The sequence below is a fragment of the Pontibacillus sp. HMF3514 genome, assembly GCF_009858175.1.
GTDB lineage: Bacteria > Bacillota > Bacilli > Bacillales > BH030062 > Pontibacillus.
The window spans coordinates 2,286,588-2,298,931 of the sequence record NZ_CP047393.1 but is presented as its reverse complement, the minus strand read 5'-3'; the positions used below and the strand labels follow the sequence as shown (position 1 = coordinate 2,298,931).

Here is a 12,344-nt window from a genome sequence, read left to right as displayed (position 1 = left end):
CTCCCATCCTGAACCACCTCCAGAATGAGAGCCTAAGGTTAAGCTGTTTTTTTATGCCTTTTATAGAATTGATATAAATCCAACACTGTAACTTTAACAACTGCATATAGCGGTATTGCAATGAGCATTCCGATAAATTTATAAAGGGCTGCAGCTACTAATAGAAGGAGAATAATCGTTAGTGGATGGATATTTAGCTTGTTTCCTAATACCAGAGGTGCGACTAAATTACCTTCTATTTGCTGAACGATAACCAATGTAATCAGAACAAAAAGGAGCATAGCTGGTTGTTGTGTTAAAGCAACAACTAGTGCTGGGAGCACTCCAAGGATTGGACCAAAAAACGGGACGACTGCTGTGACCATTACAAATATGGCTAGTAATAAAGCATAAGGTAGTCCTATAATCGCATAACCAATATACATCAGAACACCATCAACTACAGCCACTGTAATTTGTCCAATGATGTATCCTGATAGTTTCACACTTATATCATGAAATACTTTAGCCCCTTCATCTTGGTACTTTTTGGGGACGAAATTTAGAATAAAAGGAATGAAGCGGTTATCATCTTTAAGAAAATAAAATAAAACAAATGGCACAACTACTAGAACTGTAGTAGCTCCAGTCAAAGCAGAAGCAATTTGGCTAATATTTTCTCCTAGGTTTTGAGTAATTCCACTTAAGTAAGAGCTAGCTTCTTGGCGGAGCTGATTGACAGACAACATTCCCATATCATGCTTCTCAATCGTTTCCTGGGCCTTATTTGCTGTTTCTTTTAATTGTTTAGGAAGCTTTTGTGTAATATCAGAGAATTGGGTACTGATTTTTTGTGCAAATAATTTTCCGGATATAAATAGAAGACCTGCAATAGCTGCGAACACGGATAAAATAGCAACCTCTTCAGGGATGAATTTTATTTTTCGAATAAGACGAACAATCGGTTTAAGTATGTAATACAAAAATCCAGCAATTAAGACAGGAAAGAATAACGTGCTAATGGCTATCTTAAATGGTGCTAAGATATCTAATAAATTCAAGAAGTAAATAAGGATTAAAAACAGAATAGTTCCTGTAACGTATTTAAAATAAGGATGTTTGATCCACATAAGCTTTCCTCCTACATCGTCTTAACTTACTATTTAATACCACGCAAACCATATGGTGTAACATCCTTTATTTGGAGAACGTTGTATATAGGTTTTACCTTAAGAGCTTTCATATGCAGGTTGAGGAAAGTTATAGGGTTACAATGTGGAGTGTGGAAGGAAAATTGATTGAAGTAAAAAAATAGCTTTTACGAACATCAAATCCTTTTGCCTGTAACAGATTTGATGTCGTTAAAGCTATTTTACAAAATCTTTTCCAAGAATTCCTGTGCTCTTTGGGTCTCTGGTTTACTGAAAAATGTGGATGGTGGGGAGTCCTCAACCAATTTACCATGGTCTAAGAAGAGAACACGGTCAGCCACTTCTTTTGCAAACCCCATTTCGTGGGTTACAACAGCCATTGTCATTCCAGACTTAGCCAAGTCTTTCATAACATCGAGTACCTCATTAACCATTTCTGGATCCAGAGCGGATGTTGGTTCATCAAATAACATGATTTCAGGTTCCATCGCTAGTGCACGTGCAATGGCAACACGTTGTTTTTGTCCTCCTGATAAGCTATTCGGATAGGCATTTGCTTTGTCAGTTAATCCAACTTTTTCAAGGAGTGACTTTGCTTTTGTCTCAGCTTCATTAGCTGATATGCTTTTTACTTGTTTAGGAGCATATGTGATATTATCTAAAACAGTTAAATGCGGAAACAAATGAAAATGTTGAAACACCATTCCAATATGTTCTCTTACCTTAAGAATATTGGTTTTCGGGTTTGTAATCTCGTAATCATGTACCCAAACACTTCCTTTAGATGGTGTTTCTAAAAGATTTAAGCAACGAAGAAACGTAGACTTCCCTGAACCTGAAGGGCCTACAATGGAAACCACTTCACCTTGATTCACCTGCGTAGTAATATCACTCAGTACTTCAGATTTCCCAAATGTTTTTGAAAGCTCTTCAACTTTAATCACTGTAGCGCAACCTCCTTTCTACTAGCTTACCAAGCATCGTTAATCCCATTACGAGTAGATAATAAATGAGTCCAACAAATAAAAGCGGTTCAAAGTTTCGATAAATATCAGATCCTACAACTTGTGCACGACGCATGAGGTCTAAGTAGCTGATCGTTGAAACAATGGCAGATTCTTTTGTTAGTGTGATAAATTCATTCATTAATGCTGGTAATATGTTTTTTAATGCTTGCGGTAAAATCAAGTCTTTCATCATCGGACGATAGGGAACTCCAAGGGCTTGAGCGGCTTCAGTTTGGCCTTTCTCAACAGCTTGAATTCCAGCTCGAATGATCTCAGAGATATAGGCGGATGAATTTAAACCAAATGCTAATACAGCAGCTAAAAATGGTGGAATATTATACCCTGTTAATTGCGGGATAGCAAAATAAATAATCATAAGTTGCAAAATTAACGGTGTTCCGCGAAATACTGATGTATATGCATCAGCAAACCAATTAAATAGTTTTACTCGACTAATTTTTAATAAAGCTAACAATGTTCCTAAGAAAAATCCAAACACTATTGACACACTTACAAATTTTAACGTTACCCATATCCCTTTTAGCATAAAAGGGATATAAGGCACGATTTGGGTAAAATCCAAATTCATGCCTTCACCTCATTTCTAAATCTTGATGTTATGGTTTACTTTGATTCTTCTAACCATTTCTTTTTTAGTTCTTCAAGCTTTCCGCTTTCTTTCATCTCTTTTAAAACTTTATTTACATCTTCTTTAAGGTCACTTCCTTTTGGAAATGCTACAGCCATTCCTGGTGAACTAGAGGTAGGATCTTCAAAACCACCAAGATTTTGTTCCTTGATATATCCTTTAGCGGCCGCTTTGTCCATGTAAGCAACATCAATGCGATTTGTTTTTAATTCCTGAATTAGTGTTGAACTGGTATCTACACGCTTAATCTTAAAGTCTACTTTCTCCTGGATTTTCTTAGCACCTTCTTCTTGAATAGTTCCAAGCTGTACGCCCACCGTTTTTCCTTTTAGTTGTTCTAGTGATTCAATGTTTGCATCTTTATTCGTTATAAACATTTCGCCTGAGTGATTGTATTGCGTGGAAAAATCTACGTTTTGACTACGTTTTTCTGTAGCAGACATTCCAGCTAGAACCATATCTACTTTCTCTGTTTGAAGCGCTCCAACTAAGCCGTCAAATTTCATATCCTTAATTTCTAGGTTATAACCTAACTCATCAGCAATATGATTAGCTAAATCAATATCGAATCCAACGATTTCACCAGATTCATTTCTAGATTCAAATGGAGCAAAATCTGCTGATGTTCCCATAACCAATGTTTTCTCAGAATTCTCTGTTGCTGAAGAATTACTACACCCAATTAATCCAATCGATAAGATCATCATTAGTACGCTTACTACAAATTTGTTGTTCATGACTTTTCCTCCTTGATAACTATAAGTGTTGATGTATTTTTATTAGTATCTAGAATGCTATCACACATAATTATTCATTTAAAGGGGTTAATTAAGAATTAATATACATTTATATTCATTCATTTGTATGGAGGGTTGAATGTTAAGATTTTTACATCCGTAATCAAAGGGTTAGGTTTTTCTAGATAAATAAAATAAGGAGTGTATAATCTTAAGAGAGAAAATGTCTATTAGAATATCAAAATACTTTTGTGACAGTGTCATAAATGGAGGTCACGGTGTGAAAAAGAAGGGAAATGTAACAAGATGTCAAAATCAAAGAGCTAAGCGATATATCGTAAAAGAATCAACGACTTTGCTTCCTTTTTTACAAAAGGTTCTATCCCACCTAAGTCGTAATGCTGTTAAATCTGTTCTCACTAGTGGGAATGTTGTTATAGAAGGAAATGTAGTTACGAAGCATAATTATCCACTTCAACAGGAGCAAGTGGTGGAAATATATAAAGATAACGTGCGTTCTGAACATTCATTGAGAGGACTTATGATTCTTTATGAAGATATGGATATCATTGTGGTTGAAAAGGTTTCAGGTCTTTTATCTATTTCCTCAGGTAAAGAGAAAACTTTAACAGCTCACCGCCAGCTTTCTGAATATGTCAAAACAAGTCATCCTAAAAATCGCATATTTATTGTTCATCGTTTAGATCGAGATACATCGGGAGTCATGATCTTTGCAAAATCAGAACAGGTGAAAAACAAGCTACAGAATTCATGGAAAGACATGGTAAAGGAACGGACTTATATAGCTATTGTAGAAGGGAACATACAAAAATCTGAAGGTGTGATAACCTCTTGGTTAAAAGAGACTAAAACACATGTAATGTATTCAAGTAAGAAGCCAAACGATGGGAAAAAAGCTGTCACCCATTATAAAGTGTTGCAGTCGAACCAAAACTTTTCCTTAGTTAAGCTTAACCTTGAAACTGGAAGGAAGAATCAAATCCGCGTGCATATGAAAGATATAGGCCATTCGATTGTTGGAGATAAAAAGTATGGAGCAACAAGGAATTCGATAGGTCGCTTAGGACTCCATGCAAAAGAAATTACGTTTAAACATCCTTCCCGAAATGAAATGTTACACTTTGAATCACAAGTGCCTGATGTGTTTCTGGAGAAATTTTAAATATAAAATTGAGTAAAAAGAGAAGCCAGAAAAATACTAGTGCTTCACAATAGTATTCACATATAATCGAATTTTTAGGCTTAGAGAATTTTAATCTCTAAGCCTTGTTTTATAACTTCTACAGATAGCCAGGAAGGAATTCAATAAATATTTTGTACATATTCTCATTGGTGTTTAATAGGTGAGCCTAATGTCGCAATAAATGGCATGAATACATATGCCATTAGATGAAGAAAGTTCTTTTACTCATACTGAAGTAAAAGAGAAAATGGATAAATGGCTGAAATAATATGGGCTCAAACCTAGAACAAAGGTTTTACGCCTTTTTTTTTATATTTGCGTTTTAAAGTACATGGATTAGAAAACTATTTCTGATTCTTATTAGTATAATTACAGATACTTTATAAGTAGATATAAACATACAGTACATATGTCAAAGTAAGTTATAAAAGAAGCCCCAGCATATGCTGAAGCTTCTCTAGTTTATTTTTTAAATGTCTCAGGAAACTGTTTGACAACTCCTTCAGAGATCGCATCTGCCATTAAGATTATATGAGTCATCCCATCATCGATCGCAACAATTCTTTCATCCCATTCTTTTTCTAAGCTTGCTATTAAGTCATCTGTTACCAATTCTAAATGTATATATAGCATTTCTTTTAAATCTTCATTTTTTAAATGGGGATTGGCATCACTAAGGAACGCCGCAATATCATCAGCATTTCTATACCAGTCTTTGTTAAGCTTATCCATCATTTTTTCGTTCCCATTTTTAGCGGCATCTACGATTTTACCAGCTATAACGATATGTTCTTTTAGCAAATCAGTAAGCTTGTTCCCTGCTTTCTCTCCATACACTGGCTTAATTGCATTTCCTATATCCTCCTGATTCCTCAGAAGTCTTGATAGCACTTCCTTTTGATCCTCAGCACCGGCTGTTGTTGCACTTGTAATATAATTGCTTGTCCACAACACATGATCAACCCAAAGTCTTCTGAATTCATTTTTGAACTTTACCTCTGATTGACTAATACATTGTTCCTGTGTTTTAGCATTGACACTAATTGCCCCTGGTAAGGTATTGAGCATAAATACTAAAATTACCGCCATAAACATTAACTTTTTCATCCTATATACTCCTTCCAAAATAAAAGTTCATTCATATTATTGTTTTATGAAATTTTTTCATTCGTTAAAGTTATCTCGAATCCAAGTATTCAGCTTTTGCGCGCTTTTCTGGAATAAGGAACGGCCTTTTCATTTGTCTTAATCGTAAAGTAGATCAGGTTGTTTACTGGCTATTTGTGTTAAATTTGAATTAGATTGTTATGCTAACTAACGCAAAAGAGTTGAAGAAGAAAAAACTAATATTGTAGCAGGAAGAAAAGAGATTTTAAGGTGGTTGTAAAATGCAATCTAATGCTCTATTTTATATCATTCAAAAGGAAATTGTGTCGGTTGAAGACTATATTAATTGGTCGCACAGTTTATTAAAAAACAATATATCATCACCGTCATTAAACATAATTGCTGCTTTTTCATTTGAAGATAATATTTTTGAAGTTGAAGAGTATTTTAATAAGGCATTAAATGAGCTAGAAATTCAAAAACCTAGCTTAGAAGTAAGTGCGAGAGCTTATATAGAGCTTTTTGCAAATAAAATAATAAAAGTTAATAATCAATCAGAAATGTTTGGTTTAGCTAAGAGGATTTTTCATATTGTTGCGACAGAGTTAGATTACCCGGATGATTTGCTTGAGTGGTATGAAATTAGTGAAATGATTGACAGGCTACAATATGATGAGGTTGCTTTGGAATTTAATGAAGAGGATATATTATCCAAGATTAAATATGAGGAAGAATCTTTTCAGGGGGTAAACGATCAGCTTTTGTTCTAACGAATTCTATAGTTGCAGAACCACATTAATGAATATCTTGATATCAAGTTTTCATTTAAAGGGCGCAATTCTGAAATAGGGTTGTGTCTTATTTTTATGTTATGAATTAAATTATGAAGTGATTTAATAACTGGATATTTGTAGTAAAATTTGAGTTAGATTGTGAAGAAATGATCTTAAACTAAACCAGCTAATAGTTTGTCAACATTTTTCAATAAAAAACTGAAAAAAGACATGATAAAATAAAAAAGAACATGCCAAATAACCTTCCATTAAAACTATATTGGAAGGTTTTGTTCTATATAGGCAGATATAGTTATCAAGCTATTTCTTGGAAGTTAGTTCTGCTTTTTAAAAGAGCATAGATCCAATGTAAAAGCTTATTAACACAAGCGATGACTGCTACTCTAAAAGGTTTACCTTCGTTTCGTTTCTTATCGTAAAATTCTCTCAATTTCTTATTTCTAGGGAGTATTTCATCGGTTGTTTTCTTTTTCCGTTTGTCTCTAATCGCACAACAGACAGCCAGATATAAAGCGTGCCTTAAGCGACTAGAACCTCTTTTAGTAATGCGATTATTACTGGCTGTAAAGCGACCTGATTCAAACACACTTGGATCAACACCGGCAAAAGCCACAAGCTTTTTAGGGTGATTAAATCGATCTATTTCCCCAATTTCAGAAATAATCGTGGCAGCGATCTTTTCTCCGATACCAGGGATAGATTTAATAATCTTATATTCTTCAATTTCTTTAGCTAGAGTATCTATCTCTGCATCTAACTTTGATAGATGCTCTTTAAATTGAAGAAGCATATCAATATACATTCCCATACTTAATAGGTGACTTTGATACAGTGTCTTTTTAAAAGGATTACGAGCAGCTGCTGCTTTCAGAGTTTGTGCTTTTTCATAAGCCCACTTTTCAGAACGACTTGTACATAAATCAGCTATTCGATTTGCCAGTCTGTCTTCACTAGTCCTTAAAATATCTTCCGAGGACTTATATTCTTTGAGGATCCGTAAAGAAACAAAAGAATATAGCTCACCAAAAACCCCTTTGTATTCAGGAAATACTTGTTCCAATACAGCTTGGAACTGTAACTTTGTTTGAATAAAGTTCCCAGTAATATTTTCATGTTGCCGAGTTAAATTACGAAGGTTTAAAAGTTGAACTCCTCGCTTTTTATAAGGCTCTAAATCTTCCTTATAGTAAAGTTCACAAAGAAGATAAGCATCAACTGCATCAGTTTTCACCTTTCGTAAATTAGAGCTTTTCGCTCTAAAAGAAACCAATGGATTTACAATGATTAATAAATAATTATGCTCCTCCAGAAATTGAACAACAGGCGCATGATAATGTCCCGTTGCCTCCAAAACAATTGCTGGATCTTGACCCGTAACTTCCTTTAAATGCTTTAAAAATTCGTGAAGCGTCGTTAAACCATCTCGCGTGTGGTCTACTTTAAAATTCTTACGATATGGCTTTTTCTTGTCCAAGAATGCTTGGACCTGACTTTCCCCTTTAGATACATCCAGACCTACGACTGGATTCATTCGAATTCTCCTCCTCAAAAAATATTGCCGGTGCCCCTAATCCTCCTTGTAATGTCACAGGTTCGCTTGTTAAACGGGATCTAGGGTCCCAACCAGCTAAATCATGTTTTTACAAGTAGGGGGTGAACTGTTTAGTTTACGGGGTCAAACCCCACGGGCAGAGACGTTCTACCCCGGCTACTGTTATAATAGATCCATATAAAAAATGGTCAACCAGTAAAAACTGGTTAACCTTATATTACGAACGGGCAGAATTGTTGAATAAGGTTTTAAATGAAACTTCTATAATAAAAAAACGTCCTTTTATATATAGATGGAGGGATTAAATGTCATATAAAAAAATATTTATAACTTTAATTTCAATGTTTTTGTTAGCTCTTGTAGGTTGTTCGAGTGATACTGTGAAAGAAAAAGAACCTAATAATGATAGTGAAGATATAGAACAAAAAATCGTTGTTCAAAAACGTATTGGTGAAGACAACAATTATAAAGACCTTCAAGAAATCTTAAACTCGGAAGGTGTAGCCAAAGTAAAAGATATCGTGAATAATATAAAATGGAAAATGTAAAAGTCGATATGCCAAGAAATGCTGACTATCGTTTTTATCGCCAATATAAAAATTCAGAAACAGAAGTAAAAGCAATCATGTATCAAGTCTGGATTAGTGACAACAAAGAACAGTTAGAAATAATTAAACCAAAAGGATATATTCAATTATCTAAAGAAAACTCATCTATTTTATTCGAAGTATTAACGGACAAAAAAAAGACGTCCTATGAAGGACGTCTTTGCGTATTGCGGCGAGAGACAGCACTCCACATTTGTGCCTTGCCATAAAGGCGCGTCAATCTCGTCTTATGCAATTCAGCTCATCGCGAGATTAGTATAGCATAATGCAACTATTATATCTAATGGAAAATTTTCCTTATAGTATTAAACCAGCTAATAGTTTGTCAACATTTTTCAATAAAAACTTAAATTATTTCATGCTATACTAAAAGTGCGCATGCCAAATAACCTTCCACTAACTAATGAATGGAAGGTTTTGCCTTATTTACTTGAAAATCTTAATTAGGCTATATCTTGGAAAGTGGTTCTGTTTTTTAATATGGCATAAATCCAATGTAAGAGCTTATTTACACAAGCAATAACGGCTACTTTATAAAGTTTGCCTTCTTCTCGCTTCTTATCGTAAAACGCTCTTAATTTTTTGTTTCTAGGGATGATTTCATCCGTGGTTTTCTGTTTGCGACAATCACGAATACCAGAACGAACAGCCATATATAAGGCATGACGCAACCTACTTGATCCACGTTTTGTTATGCGAACCAGACTTGCCTTGAATTTCCCTGACTCGAAAACCTCTGGATCTACTCCAGCGAATGCTACAAGCTTTTTTGGGTGATTAAACCGATCTATCTCTCCAATTTCAGAAATGATCGTTGCCGCGATCTTTTCTCCAATACCAGGGATAGATTGGATAATCTTATATTCTTCAATTTCTTTAGCGAGAGTATCTATCTCAGCGTCCAACTCTGATAGATGCTCTTTGTATTGAATAAGCATATTTATATACATACTAAGACTTAATAAATGACTCTGATATAGTGTCTTTTGAAATGGATTTCTCGCAGCTGCTGCTTTTAGCTTTTGGGATTTTTCTACCGCCCATCTTTTCGAACGACTTTTACATAATTCTTTTATTCTATTCGCCAACGCATCATCACTAATTGTTAAAATATCTTCTGATGCTGGATACTCTTGTAGAATACGCAAAGACACAACTGAGTATAAGTCCCCAAAAACGCCTCTGTATTCAGGGAATACTTGATCAAGAACTGCTTGAAATTGTAGCTTGGTTTGCGCGTACATTCCTGTAATATTCTCATGTTGTCTTGTAAGATTACGAAGATTCAAAAGTTGAATCCCTCGTTTCTTATATGGCTCTAAATCTTCTTTATAGTAAAGCTCACAAAGACGATAGGCATCAATGGCATCCGTTTTTACTTTTCGTAAACTAGAGCTTTTGGCTCTATGTGAGATCAATGGATTGACAATGATTAATAAATACTGATGTTCCTCTAGAAACTGAACCACAGGTGCATGGTAATGTCCAGTTGCTTCCAACACAACCGAAGGTTGTGCTCCTGTTTTATTTTTTAAATCTTCCAGAAACTCGAGTAATGATCGTAGCCCATCAAGGTCATGTTTGATACTAAAGCTTCTAAGGTAAGGTTTTCCCTTATCTAGAAATGCCTGAACTTCACTTTCTCCTTTTGAAACATCCAGACCAACAACTGGATTCATTCTATATCTCCTCCTTAAATTCTACTTGCCAGTAACCCCTAACTCCTCCTAGTAGTATCATAGCTTCGCTTGTTATACGAGATCTCATGTCAGTCCCAACCAGCCTTAAACATGTTTCTACCAGTAGGGGGTGAACGGTTTAACTGACGGGATCTAAGTCCCACGGGTGCTTACGTTCTACCCTGGCTACTGCTATAATAAGACCATATAAAATAAGGTCAACCAGAAATAATTAGCATTCTGGCTAACCTTATAATACGAACGGGTGCGTTAGTTGAATATCTTATTTGCAATTTATCTCGAATTCAAGTTTTTAGCAAACGGGCGCTTTCCAGGAATAAGGAAAGCCTTTTTATTTGTCCTGATCGAATAATGGAGTAAGTTATTAACTGGATATTTGTGTTAAAATTTAAATAAGATTGCAAAGAAATATACTTTAGCTAACGGACATAAGAGTAGAATGTACGAATAAGATAAGTCACATTTCGGAATGAAAATTACTAAGTAAAGGAGAAGGTTCTGATTAGCTGCTTTAAAGGTTTTTTTGAAGCTGAGTTTCTTAAGAAAACTTTAGTTTTATTCTTACTTGTGGGTTTAATGGCAGGCTGTGTAAACAACGCATCTTCCGAAGAAGTAAATAAAGAATTAGAAAAAAATATCAACAGACTTCAAGATAGTGTTTTAAAAATGGAAGAAAAAATAGATGCACAAACAGCAACTATTAAAAAGCTTGAAGAAAGAATAGCCTCAAATGAAAAAACGTCATCTTTAATAAGTGATTCTTATGCGAAGAAAACTGACCTAACTTACTACGATGAACTAATAAGTCAGACTATGAAAAGCGAAACTGCTATCTTACATGATGCAAAAATAAAAGGAGACCAATTGCTTTTAAGAATCACATATGCTGAGAAGGTAGACGATGATCAGGCTCCAAATGGATTTAATTTAAATCAGTTTGAAGATGCCACATTGAGTATTGATAAAAAAAAGCCCATATATTTATTAGAAACCCCATCAAAGCTGGTAAGGGTTGAATGGAAAGAAGTTATGAATGAAAGTGGTTTAATTGAACTCTTTAAAAATGATGGCGAAGTAGTTTTTATTAGAGAGATCTATATACCATAATTAAAAGTTGAAGTATGAAGAACAATAGAAGAACAACTTAAATGTCTCGAATTCAAGTGTTCCGCATTAGGGCGCTTTCCTGTAATAAGGAAAGTCCTTTTTATTTGTCTTGATCGTATAATAGAGTAGGTTATCAATTGGATATTTGTGTTAATATTTCAATTGGTTTGTGAAGAAATCTACTTAAGCTAACAGAGTAGTAATATTGAACAACAATCGTAACTATTTATTGTTTGATACATCTATTTTGGGTAAGGGGGGAGTACAATTAGAAAGATTATTATTGCGATTATTATCATTGGAATGGTTGTTATAAGTTTGTTTGTCTTTAAACCATTTCGCTCAGAGCCACCTACACCAACTATAACAGCAGCGAATAAAGAGATTGCCACTACACAAGGTTCATATTGTTGGGAAGGATTATTATCAGCTAAATGTGTAGATAAGATTTATACAAGTCCACTCGAGATGGTAAAAGAACATAAGCCGGCAGTCGTATCTCCTAATGAAGTAATAGAAATTGATTTTAAGAAAGCACCAATTCCTGAAACATTGGAAGTAGAGAAATGGATTGATAGAGATAACATAGAAAATATTGTACTGAAAAATGATTCAATTATAGCTCCAAAAGAAAAAGGAATATATGTCTTTCATATATTAGCTAATTGGGAGCAGGGAGACGGAAATTATGCGTTCTCGGTTGAAGTAAGATAAATGACTCTTATTTCACTAACGGGCAGTAATCTTTA

Annotated in this window: 13 protein-coding genes; 6 read left to right on the top strand and 7 right to left on the bottom strand. The window is 34.5% G+C overall.

All coding sequences use genetic code 11. From position 1 onward, the window contains the following. Positions 1-38 precede the first annotated feature (38 nt). The 4 genes from GS400_RS11955 to GS400_RS11940 form a co-directional block, all read right to left on the bottom strand. Positions 39-1,109: an AI-2E family transporter gene (locus GS400_RS11955; protein ID WP_160102088.1), complete on the bottom strand. Its 1,071-nt coding sequence runs from the start codon at positions 1,107-1,109 to the stop codon at positions 39-41. A 242-nt stretch (positions 1,110-1,351) separates the two neighbouring features. Continuing rightward, positions 1,352-2,074, bottom strand: coding sequence for an amino acid ABC transporter ATP-binding protein (locus GS400_RS11950; RefSeq protein WP_160102086.1), 723 nt, complete (start codon positions 2,072-2,074; stop codon positions 1,352-1,354). Further along, positions 2,067-2,726: an amino acid ABC transporter permease gene (locus GS400_RS11945; RefSeq protein ID WP_160102084.1), complete on the bottom strand. Its 660-nt coding sequence runs from the start codon at positions 2,724-2,726 to the stop codon at positions 2,067-2,069. The genes GS400_RS11950 and GS400_RS11945 overlap by 8 nt, the downstream gene beginning before the upstream one ends. Positions 2,727-2,761: 35 nt before the next feature. Further along, positions 2,762-3,523 carry an ABC transporter substrate-binding protein gene (locus tag GS400_RS11940; protein ID WP_160102082.1) on the bottom strand — a complete coding sequence of 254 codons (762 nt, stop codon included), beginning with the start codon at positions 3,521-3,523 and terminating at the stop codon, positions 2,762-2,764. A 280-nt stretch (positions 3,524-3,803) separates the two neighbouring features. On the opposite strand from GS400_RS11940, the gene GS400_RS11935 reads away from it, so the two are divergent. Beyond that, positions 3,804-4,706 (top strand): RluA family pseudouridine synthase, encoded by a 903-nt coding sequence (locus GS400_RS11935; RefSeq protein ID WP_236560904.1) that lies wholly within the window; start codon positions 3,804-3,806, stop codon positions 4,704-4,706. A gap of 483 nt (positions 4,707-5,189) precedes the next feature. Here the strand turns inward: GS400_RS11935 and GS400_RS11930 are convergent, their stop codons facing one another. Continuing rightward, positions 5,190-5,834 carry a glycosyltransferase gene (locus GS400_RS11930; protein ID WP_160102078.1) on the bottom strand — a complete coding sequence of 215 codons (645 nt, stop codon included), beginning with the start codon at positions 5,832-5,834 and terminating at the stop codon, positions 5,190-5,192. 281 nt (positions 5,835-6,115) lie between these two features. Here GS400_RS11930 and GS400_RS11925 point away from each other — a divergent pair, with 281 nt between their 5' ends. Then, positions 6,116-6,604 carry a hypothetical protein gene (locus tag GS400_RS11925; protein WP_160102076.1) on the top strand — a complete coding sequence of 163 codons (489 nt, stop codon included), beginning with the start codon at positions 6,116-6,118 and terminating at the stop codon, positions 6,602-6,604. 319 nt (positions 6,605-6,923) lie between these two features. Here GS400_RS11925 and GS400_RS11920 read toward each other — a convergent pair whose 3' ends face one another. Next, complete coding sequence (locus GS400_RS11920; protein ID WP_160102074.1) at positions 6,924-8,159, bottom strand: IS110 family RNA-guided transposase; 1,236 nt, start codon at positions 8,157-8,159, stop codon at positions 6,924-6,926. Between the two features lie 326 nt (positions 8,160-8,485). Here GS400_RS11920 and GS400_RS11915 point away from each other — a divergent pair, with 326 nt between their 5' ends. After that, positions 8,486-8,728: a hypothetical protein gene (locus GS400_RS11915; protein WP_160102072.1), complete on the top strand. Its 243-nt coding sequence runs from the start codon at positions 8,486-8,488 to the stop codon at positions 8,726-8,728. An 8-nt stretch (positions 8,729-8,736) separates the two neighbouring features. Beyond that, positions 8,737-8,997, top strand: coding sequence for a hypothetical protein (locus GS400_RS11910; RefSeq protein ID WP_160102070.1), 261 nt, complete (start codon positions 8,737-8,739; stop codon positions 8,995-8,997). A gap of 234 nt (positions 8,998-9,231) precedes the next feature. On the opposite strand, the gene GS400_RS11905 is transcribed toward GS400_RS11910, so the two are convergent. Further along, the gene (locus GS400_RS11905; protein ID WP_160102068.1) at positions 9,232-10,467 is read right to left on the bottom strand and encodes an IS110 family RNA-guided transposase; all 1,236 of its coding nucleotides are present in this window, start codon (positions 10,465-10,467) and stop codon (positions 9,232-9,234) included. Positions 10,468-11,055: 588 nt separating this feature from the next. Here GS400_RS11905 and GS400_RS11900 point away from each other — a divergent pair. Both GS400_RS11900 and GS400_RS11895 read left to right on the top strand, forming a co-directional pair. Beyond that, on the top strand, positions 11,056-11,595 hold the full coding sequence (locus GS400_RS11900) for a hypothetical protein (RefSeq protein WP_160102066.1): 540 nt from the start codon (positions 11,056-11,058) through the stop codon (positions 11,593-11,595). Positions 11,596-11,898: 303 nt separating this feature from the next. Beyond that, a complete protein-coding gene (locus GS400_RS11895; RefSeq protein ID WP_160102064.1) occupies positions 11,899-12,309 on the top strand; it encodes a hypothetical protein in 411 nt (136 codons plus the stop codon). Positions 12,310-12,344: the final 35 nt, after the last annotated feature.